Below are 19,631 nucleotides of genomic sequence, written 5' to 3'. Positions count from 1 at the left end.
TCAAAGTATATTCGAGATTGTCGATATAGCAAGAGTACTATAGCAACCGATCTGCAATCACAGTTTTTGTCGTGTTTAACAGCGTGACAGGCTGGTGATCAGTTTTAAAAGGTGATCAGCTTTAACATCCTACATTATGAGTGTAGTGCTCTAACCATACTGAGCTACGAAACCTAAAATGGTGGTCTCGACAGGATTCGAACCTGTGCAAATAAAAGGCATAAAAGTGCCCGTTTCGCTAGATCCTAAGTCTAGTGCGTTTACCAATTCCGCCATATCCGATAAGGATAGTGGGACTCGAACCCACATGAAACAATCTGTCGTTCTATCCGCTAAACTATCCCGAGTATTCGGGAGTGGGATTCGAACCCACGACTACAGAAACGTTTATTTTTGGTAATAAACTAACCTTCAAGTCAAGTTGTATATGAAGTGATGATACAAACGTTGTAACCCCTCATACAATGGTGCCATACAGAAACACACAACAAGACTTGCTTGATATCTTTGTGTTCTCAAAAGTGAGAATCTTTTGCTATACTAATATTTCCTTTGGTAGCGTTTCTAATACTTCTTCTTCTGCTTCAATGGTAAAAATACTTACGCAACATCCGCACCCTTCATCTTTAGAAATAAATGAAAATAAATGCTTGTTTTTATCAATCCAATCATAAAGAATGTCTTGATTATTATTCTCTGCAACTACTATAAATTCTTTTCTTGTTTTCATGTTTTTAACTTTATCTAAACCCTGTTACTCCCTATTCGGTAACAGGGCACTACTACAAACTTTCTGTTTTACCCCACTAGACATGAAAGTCTGTTTTAATAACACAACAAAGATGAAACTATAGTGCGCATCCTTTTTGCGTAGATAAAAAGTTATTTATGAAACATACGATGTATGTCATTTTTGCTTTTTACTTCCCGTGTTTCAGGAGGATATAAAGCTTTACTCATTGCTTCTATATAATTTGAAGCCCACTTTATTAGTATCTGAGCAATCAAAAGCTTCAAACTTTTCTCTTTCTTGGTAATGATAAAGTGAGTTTTCATATCATTCAAATTAATTTGGTTGTACATTCAGTGTTCAAAAAACTATGTTCGCTGAGCTATATAATTTCTGTCCCTGCGATCAATTTCGGCTAATGGACTTCCTTTAAAAGTAGAAATGTTCTTAAATCCATTTTTGGATAAAATGAGTGATTCCTCTTTGGTAACAGCTCCTCTACGAACGTTTCCGTAGTCTCCTGTCAGTTTTTTGGTTGCTGGATCTAGGTCTCCCCAGAGTTTGTCTGGTTTTCCATGATCGATTGGCTCTACAAAATAAGTGATACCGGTTACCTTGGATTGTACTATAAATCTTCCGGTATCTTCTGTTCTACATAAAAATCGTTGTAATACTTCTCTTTTCATAATACTTAAAAATGGGTTAGACATTGTTTTAAAAAATCGTAGGAATAGCAAGATTCGAACTCGCATCTTTGGGGTCGTAACCCAATATTCTATCCAATTGAACTATATTCCTTTTTTGGGTGTACTCCGGGACTCGAACCCTGTTCTTCCCGTTCACAGCGGGGCGCTTTACCAGATAAGCTAGAGACACCATTTTGGATGACCTGAAAGGATTCGAACCTCTAATCCAAGAGTCAAAGTCTTGTGTGTTGCCATTACACCACAGGTCAATTTGTAAATTGCTTGATACGCTCACAATCATAATTTTAAGGATGTACAGATATAAAAGTTGTACTTCCTCCCAAATTCCTCATTGATTCATGTCTAATTAAGAAATCATGAATGTTATGCATTTCAAACTGGGATTGTTGGGATTTTGAGTCCATGATATTTTCCAATTAGACTAAAGGAACGTTGTACAGGGAGAGAGATTCGAACTCTCAAAAAACCTGATTCTAAGTCAGGCGCGTTTACCAGTTTCGCCATCCCTGCATTAGTTGAGGTATTGGGACTCGAACCCAAGACTTCTGTGATATCAGCACATGTAGGCTAACCAACTGATTTATAACTCATTTTGTACTCTGTGGGGGAATCGAACCCCCATTTCCTGATAGAAAGTCAGGTGTACTAAACCATTATACGAACAGAGCAATTTGTCTAGAGAGCAGGGCTCGAACCTACAACCTCCCGCGTCCAAGGCGGGTAAACTACCATTGTTATATCTCTAGAGTAGTGTTGCAGTACCGACGGGATTCGAACCCGCGACCTTCCGAGAGACAGTCGGGTGCACTAGCCACTGTGCTACGGTACTCAATAGTGGGAGATATAGGATTCGAACCTATTCAGTATTACACAACAGATTTACAGTCTGCCCCGGCTCTCCAACTCCGGCGAACTCCCATAAGAGACAAGAACAGGATTCGAACCTGCAAAAAACGGTTTTGCAAACCGTAGCCTTAACCATTCAGCCATCTTGTCTTTGCGATACTGGCAGGACTCGAACCTACACTTTGAGAGTTAACAGCTCCCAGGGCTACCATTAAGCTACAGTATCTTGTTGCGGAGGAAGAGGGAATCGAACCCCCGAAGCTATTACACTCGACTGTTTTCAAGACAGTTTCCTCGACCAACCGGACTTCCTCCTTTTTTTTGCGGAGAGCAAAGGAATTGAACCTTCATCATATGCTAGATGTAAACTCGCTTAGCAGGCGAGCGTAACCAACCAATATTTACCTACTCTCCATAGCGGAAGGAGTGGGGGCGAACCCAGACGAGTTACTATCTCCTAACAGTTTTAACTCTTATTTTTATTGCCAATTGGTGTTGTTGAATCGCAAGCATGTTTCAAGATTGCGGCAATACCTATTGGCTTGTCCTTCCGTAAGGTTGTCATATTAGGGTTTGAATGCTGATCGAAGTTCGGCATAGGATTATTATCCTGATTCGTAACCGAATGATGTATCCAAGTATCCTAAATGTCAACGTATTTAGTTTTCAATATGTCAATGAACTGTATGCATAAAAAAAGACGCCTTGTCCGGGCGTCTTCTCATATATCTTGATGTTTGTATAAGCTATATTCTTATTATCATCTTTTCTATATAATAGACTCCCTTTATGTTCACATCAGAACAATATTCTCTTTGTTTATTTAAGAGTTGGTTTAAAATATGTTGTGAACTATTCGGTATCATTTTATCTGTTTTTTTGTTATGCAATCTTGATCATTATTTTTGATTCGATTGCGATGCAAAGATGAAAACTTTTTTTTAATCTGCAAATATTTTTTTGATTTAATTTGTTGATTTTCAAATATTTATATTTTAATTTGGATATAGGGATTCCTGTCCGTTTTTCAACAGATTTTGGATATTTAGGCAATCGTCTGTCTCCCTGATGCTTACTTTCCAAATACTAAATTTTATGTGCTAATTAACTTTTATACATTTTGCTAAAAAAAATTATAAAAAAAAGCGCCCAATTTCTTGGACGCTTGTAGTTATATCTAGTTTTTATCTTAAATCACTTCATAAAACGGTTTAAAAATAGCTACATAACATCCTGTTTCGATTGGATATTTCATTTATCCAACGATAATCACACTGACTGAACAGTGATTTCGGTGCAATATGTATGCTGTTTTTTGTCATTTTGAGTTACAAATATGTGTTATTTATAATGTAAATTCCAAATTTGAACACATTTTATTTTCTTCTTTTTCTTCTCCAAGGTGCATTTTTTTGCCAATCTCCTGCCATAATACATCCATAAGGTAATACTTCATCTTCAACAGTACCCAACCCAAATTCGTTCATCTGGTTTCTTACGGTCTCGGCGTTTTTGTATGCACTTGGTAGTTCTGTAATATCAATTTCTTTAGAAAAAAAGCGCACATCCAAACCTTGAGTTTCTTCATAAAATACTTCTTCAAAGGTTTTTCCTACTTTACTTTTTCTATGTTGCGTTCTACTCACATTACGACCAGCTCCATGAGGGGCAAAGCCAAGGTTAGTGGCAGTGGTCTCGCCATTTACAATCAATACAGGTTCTGACATATTTAATGGAATCAATCTCGGACCTGTAATATCCGGCATGAACTTATCATCTAGTGGAGTGGCCCCTTTGGCATGGTAAAACAAGTCTTGATCTTTGAAGACAAAGTTATGTTCGTTCCAGTAGCGGTCCCATCCATCTATGTTTAATGCTTGCAATGTTGCGTTATGGAGTACTTCATGATTGGTCTTGGTCCATTTTCTGATAATTTGCAGAGCTTCCCAGTACTGTTGCCCTTCTTCGGTATCAAAAGGAATCCATGCATTTTGTTTTAAGGTTTCTGGCGAAATCTCTTTTCTGAAACGTTCTGCGATTTTCATCCCTTTGGTATATAAATTAGCACCAACACCTCTGGATCCATGGTGAGTAATCATCATGGTATTACCGGTTTTTTTGGATTTTCCTACAAATAAGAAATGATTTCCGTCTCCTTGCGTTCCCAAATGCGATCTTGCTGCCTGAATCATTTTTTCATTATTCAACATATAATTTCCTTCAAAATCTTTTAACAATGCCGATGGAAATTTATATTGTGTGTTTCGATCTCTACCACCTGGACCAAAATGTGTATTTTGATGTGCTGCATCCAATACTTTTTTAGGATCAGTTTTACCAAAATCAGTTAGCATTACCGAACAGCAGATATCTGCACTATGCATTCCTGGATGAATTGCGTTTTTTGCTACAGCTACTCCTCCCACAGGAATCGTTCCATTAGGTCCTGTTGGGCAAGCATCTGGCATGATAGCACCAGAAACAAGTGTTGGGGTTTTCATTAAGGTGTCCATAGAAGCGATAACCGTATTTACATTAGACTCTTCTAATTCATTTTCTGCTTTTATATTTACGGCAAATGCTGTTGCTTCTTTATGTAAATCAACAATAGGAGGAGATTTAAATTGCTCTAGATATGCATGCATAGCTTCTCCTTGCAATTGATTTTGATTGATATGTTGTATCGCTTCCGGAAACCACTTTCCTGACCTGAATCCTAAGCTGATCAATGTTTTTCCTGTGATGTTTGTTTTGTTTTCCATAATTTTTAATTTAACAAAGCATTACTAATATGTTTGCTTGTAACTATGGTACGAATGTCTTATTAAACTACGCAATGATTTTGCGCAGATCTGGATTTTTATAAAAATTTAATGATCAGGATTATATACTGAGTTCCTGTCTTTACGGTTTCAAGATGTATAAAGTATAAGGTGTTATTGTATTTTGTACAGTTCTTTTAAAAAGCTGTATTGTTACTATTTTCTTTTCTAAATTCTGTTGGTGTTTTGCCTACAGCTTTCTTAAAATACTTTGTAAAATATGAATTGTCATAAAAATTATGCATGTAAGCTATCTCCTCAATTGATTTTGCTGTAAAAATTAAATGTCTTTTGATTTCAATTAAAAGTTTCTCATTAATTAAGTCACTTGCACTTTTACCTGTAGTTTTTTTACAAATTCTATTTAAGTTTTGAGGAGTCATAAATAGCATATCTGCATATTCTTTGACAGATCTGATGTCTTTATAATGTTGATCTATAAAGGATTCGTATTGCAAAATGATGTGATTGCTTTCTGTATGACCATTTTTTTTGGTTTCTTTATATAAGCGTGTTAACTGGATTAAAGTGAGAATAAGATATGATTTTATTGCATCGTATTTGTAATCTTTATTGTTAGCAGCTTCTTCAAGCATAGCATGCAAATAGTATGATAATTGTTCAGAAAAGGTATTATCAAGATCAATCCAGGGTTCGCTATGAAAACGATGATACATTGGGAGGCTTTGCAACCATTTAAAAGAACCTTGGCGCATTAAAAATTCTTTTTTAAAAAGGATTCCGAAGCCATCTTCAATATTGTCTGTTGTAGAAAGTACCTGACCAGGTGTTATAAATAAAACAGTGTTACCGGATAATTTATAGTTTTTAAAGTCTACCGTAAAATCTACAGAACCCTTTAGTATAAAAGCTAATGCATAAAAATCATTTCTAAAAGGGTCTCCATGGCGTAATCGCTGAGGCGCTTCTTTGGCTCTAAAGATTGAAAAGTTACTATTTTCTAAAGAGGAAGAGCTTATATCTTTTGCGAGCGAATTTATTTTCAGTAATGGTATATCTGTCATGTCTTCTTTTTATACAAATATAACCAGTTCTTTTGTTGTTTGAGGGGTGTAAACTTCATTTTGCTTCATATATACCATTTAAGATAAGATATATACCACTATACGTAACATTTCAATGGTAATTTTGTAACATAATAAATTTTGATATGAACTTTAAAATAATAATGATATGAAAAAATCATCGAACTCATCAGATATTCAAGAGTGGATACATCAAGCGCACCAATATATAATATTAAAAAGAAAGAATATGTCGACTAGCGATAGGGTTTTTGCTTCGAGACTAGGTAAACGTATAGTGTTAGGAATTAATGAAACCTATAAAAAAACGAAAAACCCTGAATTGATGGAATTAATGAAAGCTGTTACAAATAGAAAACGAACGATTGATAAACGCTTAAAAAAATCCTTGATCATCGCACATTAATAATAAATGTTTCAAAATTACCATTTAAATGTTGATATAAACAATTTTAAATACCTTTTCAATGGTAATTTTGTAAAAAAATAAAAAATGAACAAATTATTTAAACTATTCAGCAGCATAATCATAATTAGTATTATGCAATCATGTTCTAGCAATAAGGAACAAAAAGAACAAGAGGTGATCAATGTATCTACAGTACAAATCTCACCTAATCAAGAAAACCTATTATTATCCTTTAGCGGTCAGCTAATCTCAGAAGATAAATCAACATTATCGTTTTTGGTAGGTGGTATGATTAAAGAACTTCATGTAGCAGAAGGTGATCATGTTAAAAAAGGAACTTTACTAGCTACATTAGAGCAAACAGATTACTCAAATGATTTGGCGTTACGTAAGGCGAGTTTACTCGAAGCTCAAGATACTTATGAACGTATGAAATCATTGTATGACAAAAAAAGTATCCCGGAAAGAGATTATGTAAGAGCTAAAGCAAGTTTTCTAAGTGCAAAAGCACTGGTTGATATAGCGGGTAAAAAATTGTCTGATACCAGATTATATGCTCCTTTTGATGGTACAATATTCAAAAAGACGGTTAGAAAAGGAACTGTGATCAATCCAAGTCAACCAATTTATGAGATAGCATCAACCAATAATCTGGAGGTTAATTTTGCAGTGCCGGAGAGTGAGATTAATACAATAAATATTGGAGATAGACTACAAACCAAAATCAGTGCATTGCCTAATCATTCGGTGACCGCAGAAATAACTAGTATCATCAATGTAGCAGATGCAACCACTAGATCTTATCAAGTGAAAGCAAAAGTAAATAATGATGATAATATGTTGAAAGATGGTATGCTTACCGAAGTAGTCGTTAGCACAAAAAACAAAGTAAATTCAATTAGTATTCCTGGTAATGCCGTAGTAATGAGCAATAACAATGTTCCTCATATCTATGTATATGATGCTGCAACTAAAAAAGCACTGAAAACCAGAATCTCTATTGGCAAAGTTGCCGGTGATAAAATAAACATTGTCAAAGGTCTCAAGGGAAATGAAATGGTAATAACAGAAGGGCAACATCAACTTCGAGACGGATTTGAAGTAAATGTTGTAAGAAAACAAATGCTAAACGCGCAAAATCTTTAAGAAATGAGGTCTGACAACATATTAAAAATTGCTTTGTGTACATTGTTTTTGGTTACTTTTTCCGTTGTTAACGCACAAGAAAAATCGCAAGAAATTACCTTAGAGACGTGCAGACAATTGATACTTGAGAATAATGAAGATGCTATTATTGCTTCATCAAAAGTAAAAATTAGTGAAGCTCAAATTAAAGAGGCAAGAACACGTTTTTTTCCATCTCTTTCAGCATCTGCAACGGGTTCGGCATTTACAGATAATCCGGTTTTGACAACATTTGCAAAATACAGTGTTTTAAGTGATGTAACACTAGAACAACCCATCTATTTTGGAGGCAAAATTCAATCTGTAAATAATTTGGCAAGAATACAGAGAGATATTGCGGTACACCAAAAAACATTAAGTGACGAAGAGTTGCTCTATTATGTTGAGCAGTTGTATTGGCAAGTAATTGCTATTGATCAACAAGTAGTTGTAGCAAGAGATTACTTAAAGACACTTACTGAACTCGAAAACAAAATCTCAGATTTTTATACTGCTGGCATCGTCAATAAAACAGATCTCTTGGAGACTCAAGTAGAAAAAAACAGGGCAGAATATAATGTAGAAGTTGCAGAAAATGCATCAGGTGTTGCCAAGCTTCAATTATCATTGGCGATTGGTTTGGGTAAACAGAGCTTTACTATTGCGAATAATTTTTCTGAAAAATTTATCGATTATAATTATTTAGGTGATGTTGAAACGGCATATAGCAATCGTGCTGAAATGAATATTTTAGAAGATTCAATTTTGGCAAAAACAGAAGAAGAAAACTTAATTAAATCAGACTATAGACCACAAGTAGGTTTAAATTTAGGAGGGTACTATTATGCCGGTGAGGAGACCAATCCACTTGCCCTAGAAACCGATCAAGGTTTTGGTGCAGCTTTTTTGAATGTAAATATCCCCATCTTTAAATGGGGCGAAAAAAAGCATAAGCTCAAAAGAAACACATTAGAAAGAGAGCAAATAGCACTAGAACAAGAAAAAACAAAGAATCAAATTTCGATAGAAGTACAACAGGCAATCGACAAAATAGACGAAGCCAGTATACAGGTCGAACTGTCTCAGAAATCTAAACTACAAGCAGAAGAAAACGCTAGGATCCTTAATGACAATTTTACTCAGGGTATTGTGACTTCAGAAGAGGTTTTGGAAGCAGAAGCCTTAAATCAACAAGCACAACTTGACTATATAAATGCTCGTGTTGCCCAACAATTGAGTCATTCTAATTACTTAAAAACTAAAGGAGAACTTTCAAAAAACAACTCATGGAAAAGATAACAAAGAAACCCAATATAATAGAACTTGCCATGAAATATCGGCAAGTTACATTTGCCCTTTTCGGGCTATTTCTAGCCTTCGGGATATATTCACTAATGACGATGCAACGTAGCGAAGAGCCACGAATAGATATAAAGCAAGCCGTTGTTTATACACTTTATCCCGGAGCAAATGTAGAGCAAGTTGAAGAACAGGTTACAGACAAGCTGGAAGATTTTTTATTCAGTATGGAAGAGATTGATAAAGAAGATACCTATAGTGTAACCAGAGAAGGGCGTTCTGTAATCACAATAGATCTTCATGATTATGTAGATAATGAAGACCTAGAAATTGTATGGTCCAAAATACGAGGTAAATTAGATGTGATTAGACCGAGTCTTCCCAATGGTACTATCGGCCCGATTTTGAATAGTGACTTTGGAGAAACAACAGCCATAATCGTTTCGATTTCTTCTGATAGACATTCGTATGCAGAGAAAAAAGATTTTTTAGAACTGCTAGAAGATAAAATAAAGGTGCTGCCCAAGGCATCAAAAATTAATAGGTTAGGGATTCAGGATGAGCAAATAACCATAACTACAAATACCGAAAAGCTAGCTCGATATGACCTTAATTTAAATCATGTAGCACAAGCGATACAACAAGAGAATACGATTAAAGGAACAGGGGAGTTAAATTCTAATGCGTTTAATGTACCCATTAATACAAATGCACTTTATGATCAGGTCGATCAATTAGAAAATCAGATCATATATTATGAACCTAATGGTAAAACAGTCCGTCTTAAAGATATAGCAACTGTAGAAAGAGGATATTCAGACTTACAACAAAAAATCATAAAAAATAATGAAGATGTCCTGGCATTATCCGTAGAAATGCAACAAGGGTTTAACATTGTTGATTTTGGTAAAGATTTAGACGAGGCAATTGTACAAGCAAAAGAGCTTCTACCGGCAGATGTAAAGGTAGATATGATTCACTCACAACCAGAAATTGTAGAAGAAGCGGTAAACCATTTCTTTGTAGAATTTGCTATTGCCGTAATAGCGGTAATCTTGGTGATTATGGTTTTATTGCCCTTTAGAATGGCTACAGTTTCAGCTATAGCAAGTCCTGTGTCTATTGTGATCACATTTGCGATATTAAACTTTTTGGGTCTGGCGATACATAGTGTTACGTTGGCAGGAATGATTATTTGTCTTGGTATGGTGGTAGATGATGCGGTAATCATTGTAGATAATTATGTAGAAAAGTTAGACGAAGGTATGGGACGCTGGGAAGCAGCCTGGAAAAGTGCAACACAACTTTTTGTTCCTGTAATGACAGCAACTGCAGCTATAATTTTGGCCTTTTTGCCTCTTGGATTTATGATGACGGGGGTAAGTGGAGATTTTGTGTTCACAATGCCGATAACAGTATCTCTGGCATTATTAATGTCGTTTGTAGTGGCGATATTTCTTACTCCATATTTATGTTATTTGTTTATCAAAAAAGGAGTTCACAAACAAGAAGAAGATAAGAAAGATAAAAAGCCAACAGTACTGGATAGAGTACAGAATAGTTATGACAAATCAATAGAATGGGTATTCAAAAATGGTAAATTATCTCTTGGTGTAGGAACGTTAACGATTCTTTTGGGTGTGTTTCTTTTCTCAAAAGTACCACAAGAATTTTTCCCTAAATTAGATAGAGATGTATTCAATTTAGAAGTATGGTTGCCAGAAGGAGCTACTGTAGAAAAAACTGAGCAAACCGTAAACGAAATTGTAAGTGATATTGAAAATGATGAAGGAATAAAGAGTATCAGTAGCTTTGTAGGAGAATCATCTCCTAGGTTTCATGCTACATATGCTCCTGAGCCGCCAGCAGAAAATTATGCACAACTTTTTATCAAGACAGTAGATGCTGCATCAGCATCTAGACTACTCAACACATATAAAACGGAGCTTGCAAACAAATATCCGGGCGCAACGGTTAGAGTAAGGCAATTGAGTTATCAAAATGCACCAACGCCTCTAGAAGTGAGAGTAGTTGGAGAAAATATCGATAGTATTCAAAAAGTAGCAAGTCAGGTGGAAGAAATTATTAGTAAATCTGAAGGTGCTAACTGGCTACACTCAAACTGGCGTGAAAAATATTACAGAATGGCAGTGAATATTGATGAGACCGAAGCCAATAGAGTAGGGCTTTCTACAGCAGGTGTTTCTGAAATTGTCGGAGGATTACTCAATGGGGTTCCTATTACAACATTCTGGGAAGGAGACGAGCCTGTAAATGTAATCTTAAGATTAGATGAAACCTATCGTAAGGATGTAACTGACTTATCAAATATTTATATCCCAACACCAATGGGTACATCGATCCCATTGCGTCAAGTAGCAAAATTAGAAGCAAAATGGATGCCGGGACGAATAGCCCATAGAAACGGTCTTCGTACTGTAACCATACGTTCTGAAGCCCAAATGGGAAAATATTCTTCTGAAATACTAGCAGATGCCACACCAAAAATTGAAGCACTTCAACTACCTGCCGGTGTCAGTATCAATTATGGGGGAGACCTAGAGGATCAAAACGAAAATCTTCCTCAATTGGTTAAATCTTTAGGGATTAGTATTCTATTGATATTCTTGGTACTCATGTTCCAATTCAAAGACTATCGCAAATCACTAATTATACTATCTACTTTTATTTTGGCGATTCCCGGAGCGGCAATTGGGCTTTTAGGATTAGGACACCCCTTTGGATTCACCGCATTTTTGGGGACAATTAGCCTTATCGGTATCGTGGTTCGTAATGGGATCATACTGGTCGATTATGCAGATGAGTTGGTAAGAGATCATGGGTATGATCTAAGAAAAGCATCTCTTCTGGCAGCGCAGAGACGTATGCGCCCCATTTTCTTAACAGCATCTGCAGCAGCGATTGGTGTGGTACCCATGATTATAGGTGGGTCATCATTATGGGCACCATTGGCAAGTGTACTGTGTATTGGATTAATGTGGTCAATGTTTATGACGCTTTACATTATACCATTAATGTATTATTTATGGTTAAAGCCTAAAAATGAAAGTACTGAAGTAAAACAATTGAACGCATCAGTAATATAAAAGTTTATCAAAGCATCTAAAAAGTATTGAAAATCAAGGCAAAGACTAATGGCATTACAATGCTTAGATCATTAAAAATATGATAACAAAGAAATTAGAATATCAGATCGTAATTGAATATAGCATTATAGTGTTGCTACTTATTGAAGGTATTTTTGTTTCATCTATCACTTACTTTTTCATAGTTAGTTTTTTGATTTGTTTTTTTAGACATCTTCGTCAAAATTTTGACGAAGATGTCTTCTTTACTTTCTTATCTATAACTATTCTCCCGTAAAAGAAAAAGAACACAATAACCATATGTTTGATTCATCTTTACTACACAGTGATACAGTACTACTTGAGTTTCATCCTAAATCATAGAATTGAATATGAATAAAGAGTTGATATTATATAATATATATAACATTCTAATGCAAAAAAAAGAGCATCCAATGACTATGGATATTTTAAGTAAAAATTTAAAATGTTCTAAAAAGAGTCTTTATAAATTGTTTCAATCTAAAAATGAATTGCTCTATGAGGTTTTTGTTTTATATATCAAACAATCAAAAGGGGTACTCAATACTATTATAGAGCTAGATTGTTCAGGAGGGCAAAAACTGGTTTTTCAAATTAAAGCACTTAACCACATTGCTAAACTATTTTTTAATTCATATTTATTTCAAGGACTAAAAAGTTTACATGATTTTGAAGCTGTATTAATAAAAACAGAAAGAGATTTCTACTCGATAAGCTTTACACACATTGTCAATGAACTTAATATTCCTGAAAATCGAAAGGAAAAATTAATGAATATTCTTGTTTTTATAGGAGTTTCAATAAAAAGAAGGTATACGACAATGAATCATCAAGAAGCTGTAAGTGATATACAATTTTCTGAAATGATGGTAACTTTACTGCAAAGTTATATTCAAAAAGAAGATATTGCTTTGCATCGTGTGCAAAATGTAGTATAGTCTTCTTATTTGATGTTACAAATAAGTGATATTATTAAAGATAGAATTATTCTCACAATTTTGTATAGTTCATTCTGCATAAATAATATTAGTTATAGCAAGTCGCTCTTCAATCAGATAAGCTCCTAGATTATAATTTTTGACAGCGCGATCTAATATCCATGCATCAGAACTGATTACGATATCATGAGAAAAGGCTAATTGCTTATCTGGATCATTTACCAAATGGATTTCCCAAGGGAAATTATGCTGCGTGGCTATTTCCCGTAATCTGGTTTTTAGTCGTCCACTATTAGAAACCGGTGCATCAAAATACCATTGTACAGCAGTCACGCCTAGTCGGCTAAGCGTTGTACCTACCAATAGAATTGCTTCTTCGGTTTTTTGTACACGTTTGTATGTGCCATGTACCCCGGATACATCACGATAATATCCATCTAAACCTTTAAAAATATAAGCCCCAGATAATGCACTTTCTAGTATAATAAGAAGGTTAAACCCATCTATGGCAATTGTTTTCTCTGCAAGTTCTTGTGACGTAATAGCACGTTTTTTTCTTAGATCAATCTGATGATTACTGGCACTCATACCTTGTAATGCTTTTTGTTGGCGCGCATTCAATTGATATCGATTGCCAACCAGTTGTACAGAAGATTTTTCTGCGAAGCCTCTACTTAATAAATAACACATATCTTGTGTAGCATCTTTCAACTTTTTTTGCATGATTAGATCTCCAAAAAGTCGATCATCACTAGCTTCTTTTCCTCGATTTCGAGTTGGCATACCAATTCATATTTTGATGAGGTAAGGTAATATATTAGCAATATAAATATGAAATTATTTTTTGTAGAAATGTTTTGGAGGCAATACTATAAAAAAATGACACAATCAGATACAAAAAAAGCGCTTCTAGCGCTACTTCATTGGTAAGATTTCAATAACCCTACCATACACATTTTTTGTCCATCCGTTTAGATGACCATGATTATTACCAATTAATAATCCTTTTTTTGCGTTCTTTCCTTTTACTAAATGTGTAAAACAATTTCCTCTAACCTTGCAATATACAATATCACCTTTTTTACATTCTTCCCAAATTACAGGAGCCAAAACAACAGGTTGTTTAGACTTTAGAATAGGTAACATTGAGTTGCCGGGTTCTTTTGAGATAATCGTTTCTCCATCGAGTAGCTTTTGAATTTTCCAATTCATTAGTATTAGTATTTAAATTAAACATAAATTCAAAGACTACTGATGTTGTTCAAAACAAAGAACGTTGTGTGTGTACACTGCAAATATAAGAATGAATTTTTAATCCATGCTATAAAGTTTAATTTCTAAAGAATTACTTCAAAATCTGGATGTTGTTCTTGTTATTTCAATTGTGAAAGGTATGTCGTGATATTTTTGAGATCATTACCAATTGTCTCAGGTTTTGGAGCCAATGGATATAGTTGTGCTCCCGGCCTACTTACAAAAGCTGCTCTCCATCCTGCCCATAATGCACCTGCAATATCCCAACCATGTGCTGCGATCAACATGGCTTCGCTTGGCAACACTTTCATTTGTTGTACTCCCCAGTTATACGTGTCGGGATGCGGTTTGTATTTGCCTACATGCTCTACACTTAATATAGCATCAAAATATGAGGTTAACCCTGCATTTTTAAATTGTGTTTGTACACCTTTGTGAGAAGAGTTTGTGATTGCGGCTAATGTATACCCTTCTTTTTTTAGAAGCTCTAAAGCGGTTTTGACTTCGGGATGTGGAGGTAGGGAGAGTAACGGATCTATAATCGCTTGTTTTGCTTCCGTATCAGAAAGAGAAATTCCATGATTAGCTGCAATCATTTGTAGTGTAGCTACACCAATAGCGCCAAAATCTTCAAAATGATTGCTAACCGTAGCGACCAAAGAGTGTTGTAACATGGTTGTAAACCAAAGGGGAAGTAATTCTTCTCGGCCTCCTAATGCAGTCCCTACACTTTTTTTCATTGTAGTAAGGTCTAGTAATGTTTCATTTACATCAAAGAATAGAACTTTTGGCTTGGTGATTTGCATAGTATACTTTTTGTACTTTAATAAATATGAAACATAACTTTTATGAAGTTTAGACTAAAGGTATTGAAAACATAGTAATACAAGTCCTTTATTAATAGTAATAATACCTTAAAAGTGAACATCAAAATATATAGTTATTTAAAAAACAATCGGTTTTGTCTTAGAAATCAGATGGTATACTCGATATTCAATAAATTCTAATTTCACTATTTTCAGGGTATTCTTAGTTAATTTCTTATATCATATTTGTAAGTGTAATTTAAAAAAATATGAAACCGATACTATTTTTAGTATGCATATTTCAGATGAGTACTTTGTTTGCTCAAGAATACCTATTAAAAAATGAAAAAGAAGTTTTTTCATTTGATACCCATAAAGGAAAAAGGCTCGTCATCGCTAACGATACGATACAAGACTATTTGGTGTACAGGTTTGGAACAAAAGAAAAGATTGAATTTGAATATCCCAATGATTTAGAAAAGAGCTGGAGTAGATTTAAATTCACATCTTATTTCCGCGGAGGCGGAATCCAAAATGATGGTATTGACTTGAATTATCTGTTATTTATAAATGAGGGTTACCAATATATTGTATTTAGTGAATATTATGCCAGTGACAACTCGCAAAGATGTGGTATAAAAATCATAAATCAAAGAAATCAAAAAACAACGGTTATTCATGGAGATATCACAACAAACAAAGGGACTTTGGTAGATTTTAGATCTAATGATAAGATCGAAAAAACAGATGGAATACCCGAATAAGATATTAAAAAATAAAAAACATGATTTTGAGAAAATGATGCTTTAATTTAAAATATTTAAGAAATTATCTCATATTTGTACAATAATTAAACAAGAAAAACCAGTTTTATACTATGATGTTTTATATGATACATAAGAAAGACGCAAAAATGCGATTTGTGAATCCAAAACTATAGGTGTAAAAACTATCAAATCATAAAAAAAGAAAGCGTCTAAGAAATTAGGCGCTTTTTTTATTAAAAAAAATAGAAAATGTTTTGCGATCACAAAATATAAGAAATTGAAAGATAAGTCTAAGACCTACAGTGATTTGTGTATTTTTCAAAATATCCGTTAGAAACGGACAGGGATTTTTTTGCTTGATTTTTATTTAAAATACTGATAATCAATAAATTATTTTTGATTTTTTGTTGCGTATTAAAAAAATAGCATTCATATTTGCACCGTAGTTAGCAAAGAGCAAAACAGAATTATAAACCATTAAAAACCGAAGTGATATGAACTTTAGTAAAATAAAAAATAGTGTTACAGGAAGACAAGGTTCTTTTGTAAACATGCTTCGGGACTTCACTCACAAATAAGATTCATCATTGTATGAACAGGAAGTCCGAAGGTAATCAAGTTTCGGGTTTCTATCCATTTTGTTATTCCAATACCAAAAGTATATAGCAGATCAGTACTACCATTCATCAGTATTTTTAGATGAAAATAAACTGATATCAAGACTATAGGATGCGCTCTGGATGTATTCCTGCCCGAAACAATATCAAGCAATAATGTACAATATTAAAATATAATCTAATGAAATTTTATTCACAATGTAATTAAAATTTCCGGTTTTCAAGAGGATTGCCGGATTCAAAAGTAAAGACAATACGAATTAAAATAATGTCTACATGAAACTGGCAAATAAAAAAGCCCAAAGACAAAAAGAAATTCGTCGTATTCGTAAACGAAGAACTCAAATCTGGAAAGCACAAAAAGAACTTGGCTATATACCATTAGAAAAACCTATTCGTCATGGTTGGTTCAAAGAACTTGTGATAACAACCCATGTCGAAAGATATAAGAATCAAGAATATATTCTTGAGGTATATAAAAAGTTAGCAAAGTGTTTTTGGGGTAGAACCAAAGAAGAAGCAGAAACAAAATGGAGCAATGAAACCTCAAAATATTTGATTAATAAAGAGGTGCCCACACTAAGTAGAAGGCAATATAACCGATTAAGCGATGGTGCAAAACGATTATGCGTCCCGTTTTATTACTATACAGAGAAGAGAAAATTGAAACTTCGGTTTTATGTTAATCTTCCCAAAGGAACTTATAAAATCAAGTTTACCAGAGCATATGTGACTCATAGTAAAAGGATTGACCCAACACTAGAAAGCGAAGAAGCATTGCTAGAACAAAAACTTCTGAAAAACGAATACTACGCAGCAAATTTAAAAGGAGACACGTGGAAAAATAATTGGCAAATATCCGAGAGCCGAAAAGAGAAACTGAAAGTGAATACAAGGCTAAGAGAACTTACCAAATACTCCACAAGAGCGATTATAAACGAAGAAATAACATGGGAAAGAAACTAAGCGGAAAAGACCTGATTAAGTTGGGTTTTCCAAAAAATAATTCAATTAACGTGACTTTAGGTCAGATTAATAGATATCAAAAAAGAGTAAAAAAAGAACAAATATTAATAGAAGCAAAAAAAGTGTTGCTTAATCCCGAGGCGTATAAAGGTGATGGGGTTTGGGGTAAAATAGCTGAAAGTTTACTTGATCCCGTACAAGTCAAAAAACACGCATTACGAACAACTCGTGCACCTTTTCAGATTTATGGAGAAACTGATATTGATGAACAAGCAAAATACCAGTTGTTTGATGCGCTCAAATTACCAGTAGCAACCGCAGGGGCTTTGATGCCAGATGCGCATGCTGGATATGGGCTTCCGATAGGAGGGGTGTTGGCAACAAAAAATGCAGTGATTCCCTATGGAGTGGGAGTCGATATAGGATGTAGAATGTGTTTGACCATTTATCCTATAGCAACCTCTTATCTAAAAGGAAAGAAACAACAGCTTCAAAACATTTTAATAGAACATACAAAATTCGGAATGTATGAAACCCATAAGGTGAAGCACGATCACGAAATCTTTGAAAGAATTGAATTTAAAGAGATTCCATTAGTAAAACGATTAAAGGACAAAGCTTATAAACAATTGGGCACTTCTGGCGGAGGTAATCATTTTGTAGAGTTTGGGATAGTAACCATTACAGAAACAGCAAACGAATGGGGGTTACCAATAGGAGAGTATCTGGGAGTGTTGTCGCATAGCGGATCAAGAGGTTTGGGAGCCAATATAACTAAACATTATACGTATTTGGCTACAAAACAATGCCCGTTACCAAAGCATGTACAACAATTGGCATGGTTGGATCTCAATACTCACGATGGTCAGGAATATTGGTTGGCGATGAATCTGGCTGGGGATTATGCACAAGCATGTCACGACGATATTCATGCCAGAATCGCAAAACTATTAGGAGCGAGAGCAGTAGCCAAGATAGAGAACCATCACAATTTTGCTTGGAAACAAGAAGTAAATGGAGAAGAGTGTATTGTACATCGCAAAGGAGCCACTCCGGCAGCCAAAGGAGAATTGGGAATCATTCCCGGATCTATGACTGCACCCGGATTTATTGTGAGAGGACTCGGAAATACAGAGAGTTTGGAGTCTGCCTCTCATGGCGCAGGGCGATTACTATCTAGAAGAAAATGTAAAGAAACCCTTACCCAAAGCGAGATCAAAAAACAGCTCAAAGCTCACGAGGTAACTCTTATTGGCGGAGGAGTAGATGAGGCTCCTATGGCATACAAGGATATCCATAAAGTAATGAGCAATCAAAAAGAGTTGGTCGAAGTTGTAGGAACATTTATACCAAAAATTGTTCGTATGGACAAATAAAGAACTTCGGGACAAGTCTTGGAGCATTTAAATCTCGATTATCGAGTAAAAAAAGAAAAATGAAACAAAAAATTATACAAATTACAGCAGGTAGAGGCCCAGCAGAATGCTGCTGGGTCGCTGCCAAAGTACTCAAATATTTCTTAGAAGAATTGAAACAAGCAAGCATATCTTATACCGTTATCGACAAAGTAAACGGGATAGAAAATGGTACCGTACAATCTGTGACTATTCAACTTAAAGGAAAAGAGATAGACAAAGTTTTAAACTCATGGATAGGAACCATTCAATGGATTGGCACTTCTACCTTTCGTAAACATCATAAACGCAAAAATTGGTTTGTAGGGTGCTATGCCTTAGATACTATCGATATACAACCAATAGAAAAAAAAGACATTGTATTTCAGACCATGAGAAGCTCGGGGCCAGGTGGGCAGCATGTTAATAAAGTGAGTTCTGCTGTAAGAGCCATTCATCAACCCACAAAAACAAATGTAGTAGTAATGGATAGTCGCTCACAACACCAAAATAAAAAAAATGCTATTGTGCGATTAACGGAAAAAGTACAACACGTACAACTTGAGCAATTAAAAAAATCACTGGTTGATCAATGGGAAAATCACTTGAGTGTACAACGAGGAAATCCGACAAGAGTATTTCGGGGGACTAATTTTAAAAAAGAAAAAAAGGTAAAAACCTTTAAAAAACAACGTAACGAGTTAAAACAAAATTTACGTAATCAACTAAATAGTTAAA

Annotated in this window: 18 protein-coding genes and 15 tRNA genes; 9 read left to right on the top strand and 24 right to left on the bottom strand. The window is 34.8% G+C overall.

Features of this window, described 5'->3' with window-relative positions; genetic code table 11:
- Nucleotides 1–179: 179 nt before the first annotated feature.
- The 20 genes from FHK87_RS05040 to FHK87_RS04965 all read right to left on the bottom strand — a co-directional run bounded on the left by FHK87_RS05040 (nt 180) and on the right by FHK87_RS04965 (nt 6,130).
- A tRNA-Leu gene (locus tag FHK87_RS05040) sits at nt 180–274 on the bottom strand.
- A gap of 8 nt (nt 275–282) precedes the next feature.
- A tRNA-OTHER gene (locus FHK87_RS26060) sits at nt 283–344 on the bottom strand.
- Nucleotides 345–535: 191 nt separating this feature from the next.
- Entirely contained in the window at nt 536–730 is a 195-nt protein-coding gene (locus FHK87_RS05035; RefSeq protein WP_140590790.1) for a hypothetical protein, read from the bottom strand.
- Between the two features lie 152 nt (nt 731–882).
- Complete coding sequence (locus tag FHK87_RS26055) at nt 883–1,056, bottom strand: hypothetical protein (RefSeq protein WP_226294092.1); 174 nt, start codon at nt 1,054–1,056, stop codon at nt 883–885.
- Between the two features lie 42 nt (nt 1,057–1,098).
- The gene (locus FHK87_RS05030) at nt 1,099–1,416 is read right to left on the bottom strand and encodes a hypothetical protein (protein WP_140590785.1); all 318 of its coding nucleotides are present in this window, start codon (nt 1,414–1,416) and stop codon (nt 1,099–1,101) included.
- Nucleotides 1,417–1,455: 39 nt separating this feature from the next.
- Nucleotides 1,456–1,528: transfer RNA gene (locus FHK87_RS05025), tRNA-Arg, on the bottom strand.
- Nucleotides 1,529–1,533: 5 nt separating this feature from the next.
- A tRNA-His gene (locus tag FHK87_RS05020) sits at nt 1,534–1,607 on the bottom strand.
- 4 nt (nt 1,608–1,611) lie between these two features.
- Nucleotides 1,612–1,685: transfer RNA gene (locus FHK87_RS05015), tRNA-Gln, on the bottom strand.
- Nucleotides 1,686–1,872: 187 nt separating this feature from the next.
- Nucleotides 1,873–1,947: transfer RNA gene (locus FHK87_RS05010), tRNA-Leu, on the bottom strand.
- A gap of 5 nt (nt 1,948–1,952) precedes the next feature.
- A tRNA-Ile gene (locus FHK87_RS05005) sits at nt 1,953–2,027 on the bottom strand.
- 5 nt (nt 2,028–2,032) lie between these two features.
- A tRNA-Glu gene (locus tag FHK87_RS05000) sits at nt 2,033–2,105 on the bottom strand.
- Between the two features lie 6 nt (nt 2,106–2,111).
- Nucleotides 2,112–2,183, bottom strand: a tRNA-Pro gene (locus tag FHK87_RS04995).
- 10 nt (nt 2,184–2,193) lie between these two features.
- Nucleotides 2,194–2,266 (bottom strand) — tRNA-Asp (locus FHK87_RS04990).
- A 6-nt stretch (nt 2,267–2,272) separates the two neighbouring features.
- Nucleotides 2,273–2,355, bottom strand: a tRNA-Tyr gene (locus FHK87_RS26050).
- A 5-nt stretch (nt 2,356–2,360) separates the two neighbouring features.
- Nucleotides 2,361–2,433 (bottom strand) — tRNA-Cys (locus FHK87_RS04985).
- A gap of 4 nt (nt 2,434–2,437) precedes the next feature.
- Nucleotides 2,438–2,509 (bottom strand) — tRNA-OTHER (locus FHK87_RS04980).
- Between the two features lie 6 nt (nt 2,510–2,515).
- Nucleotides 2,516–2,598: transfer RNA gene (locus FHK87_RS04975), tRNA-Ser, on the bottom strand.
- 9 nt (nt 2,599–2,607) lie between these two features.
- Nucleotides 2,608–2,697, bottom strand: a tRNA-Ser gene (locus tag FHK87_RS26045).
- Between the two features lie 962 nt (nt 2,698–3,659).
- Nucleotides 3,660–5,045, bottom strand: a complete 1,386-nt coding sequence (locus FHK87_RS04970; RefSeq protein ID WP_140590780.1) for an RtcB family protein — start codon at nt 5,043–5,045, stop codon at nt 3,660–3,662.
- Nucleotides 5,046–5,242: 197 nt separating this feature from the next.
- A complete protein-coding gene (locus FHK87_RS04965; RefSeq protein WP_140590776.1) occupies nt 5,243–6,130 on the bottom strand; it encodes an AraC family transcriptional regulator in 888 nt (295 codons plus the stop codon).
- A gap of 169 nt (nt 6,131–6,299) precedes the next feature.
- On the opposite strand from FHK87_RS04965, the gene FHK87_RS04960 reads away from it, so the two are divergent.
- The 5 genes from FHK87_RS04960 to FHK87_RS04940 all read left to right on the top strand — a co-directional run bounded on the left by FHK87_RS04960 (nt 6,300) and on the right by FHK87_RS04940 (nt 13,089).
- Nucleotides 6,300–6,557 carry a hypothetical protein gene (locus FHK87_RS04960; RefSeq protein ID WP_140590773.1) on the top strand — a complete coding sequence of 86 codons (258 nt, stop codon included), beginning with the start codon at nt 6,300–6,302 and terminating at the stop codon, nt 6,555–6,557.
- Nucleotides 6,558–6,644: 87 nt separating this feature from the next.
- Entirely contained in the window at nt 6,645–7,706 is a 1,062-nt protein-coding gene (locus FHK87_RS04955) for an efflux RND transporter periplasmic adaptor subunit (RefSeq protein WP_140590769.1), read from the top strand.
- Between the two features lie 3 nt (nt 7,707–7,709).
- Nucleotides 7,710–9,023 (top strand): TolC family protein, encoded by a 1,314-nt coding sequence (locus tag FHK87_RS04950; RefSeq protein ID WP_140590765.1) that lies wholly within the window; start codon nt 7,710–7,712, stop codon nt 9,021–9,023.
- The gene (locus tag FHK87_RS04945; protein WP_140590761.1) at nt 9,011–12,130 is read left to right on the top strand and encodes an efflux RND transporter permease subunit; all 3,120 of its coding nucleotides are present in this window, start codon (nt 9,011–9,013) and stop codon (nt 12,128–12,130) included. The genes FHK87_RS04950 and FHK87_RS04945 overlap by 13 nt, the downstream gene beginning before the upstream one ends.
- 413 nt (nt 12,131–12,543) lie before the next feature.
- A complete protein-coding gene (locus FHK87_RS04940; RefSeq protein WP_140590757.1) occupies nt 12,544–13,089 on the top strand; it encodes a hypothetical protein in 546 nt (181 codons plus the stop codon).
- 69 nt (nt 13,090–13,158) lie between these two features.
- Here the strand turns inward: FHK87_RS04940 and FHK87_RS04935 are convergent, their stop codons facing one another.
- From FHK87_RS04935 to FHK87_RS04925, 3 genes are all read right to left on the bottom strand, one after another.
- A complete protein-coding gene (locus tag FHK87_RS04935) occupies nt 13,159–13,872 on the bottom strand; it encodes a DUF434 domain-containing protein (RefSeq protein ID WP_140590753.1) in 714 nt (237 codons plus the stop codon).
- A gap of 132 nt (nt 13,873–14,004) precedes the next feature.
- Nucleotides 14,005–14,301, bottom strand: coding sequence for a phage repressor protein (locus FHK87_RS04930; protein ID WP_140590749.1), 297 nt, complete (start codon nt 14,299–14,301; stop codon nt 14,005–14,007).
- Between the two features lie 161 nt (nt 14,302–14,462).
- Complete coding sequence (locus FHK87_RS04925) at nt 14,463–15,149, bottom strand: haloacid dehalogenase type II (protein WP_140590744.1); 687 nt, start codon at nt 15,147–15,149, stop codon at nt 14,463–14,465.
- Nucleotides 15,150–15,418: 269 nt separating this feature from the next.
- On the opposite strand from FHK87_RS04925, the gene FHK87_RS04920 reads away from it, so the two are divergent.
- Nucleotides 15,419–15,913: a hypothetical protein gene (locus tag FHK87_RS04920; RefSeq protein WP_140590740.1), complete on the top strand. Its 495-nt coding sequence runs from the start codon at nt 15,419–15,421 to the stop codon at nt 15,911–15,913.
- A 567-nt stretch (nt 15,914–16,480) separates the two neighbouring features.
- Here FHK87_RS04920 and FHK87_RS26040 read toward each other — a convergent pair.
- Nucleotides 16,481–16,687: a hypothetical protein gene (locus tag FHK87_RS26040; protein ID WP_226294091.1), complete on the bottom strand. Its 207-nt coding sequence runs from the start codon at nt 16,685–16,687 to the stop codon at nt 16,481–16,483.
- Between the two features lie 122 nt (nt 16,688–16,809).
- On the opposite strand from FHK87_RS26040, the gene FHK87_RS04915 reads away from it, so the two are divergent.
- From FHK87_RS04915 to prfH, 3 genes are read left to right on the top strand one after another with little or no spacing between them, the layout of a single operon-like run.
- The gene (locus FHK87_RS04915; protein ID WP_140590735.1) at nt 16,810–17,499 is read left to right on the top strand and encodes a hypothetical protein; all 690 of its coding nucleotides are present in this window, start codon (nt 16,810–16,812) and stop codon (nt 17,497–17,499) included.
- Entirely contained in the window at nt 17,484–18,875 is a 1,392-nt protein-coding gene (locus FHK87_RS04910; RefSeq protein WP_140590731.1) for an RtcB family protein, read from the top strand. Before FHK87_RS04915 ends, FHK87_RS04910 begins: the two co-directional genes overlap by 16 nt.
- A 59-nt stretch (nt 18,876–18,934) precedes the next feature.
- The gene (gene prfH / locus FHK87_RS04905) at nt 18,935–19,630 is read left to right on the top strand and encodes a peptide chain release factor H (protein ID WP_140590727.1); all 696 of its coding nucleotides are present in this window, start codon (nt 18,935–18,937) and stop codon (nt 19,628–19,630) included.
- The last annotated feature ends 1 nt before the right edge of the window (nt 19,631 follow it).

The sequence above is a fragment of the Aquimarina algicola genome (assembly GCF_006443095.1).
GTDB classification, from domain to species: Bacteria; Bacteroidota; Bacteroidia; order Flavobacteriales; family Flavobacteriaceae; genus Aquimarina; species Aquimarina algicola.
This window is presented reverse-complemented; position numbering and strand designations above follow the sequence as displayed.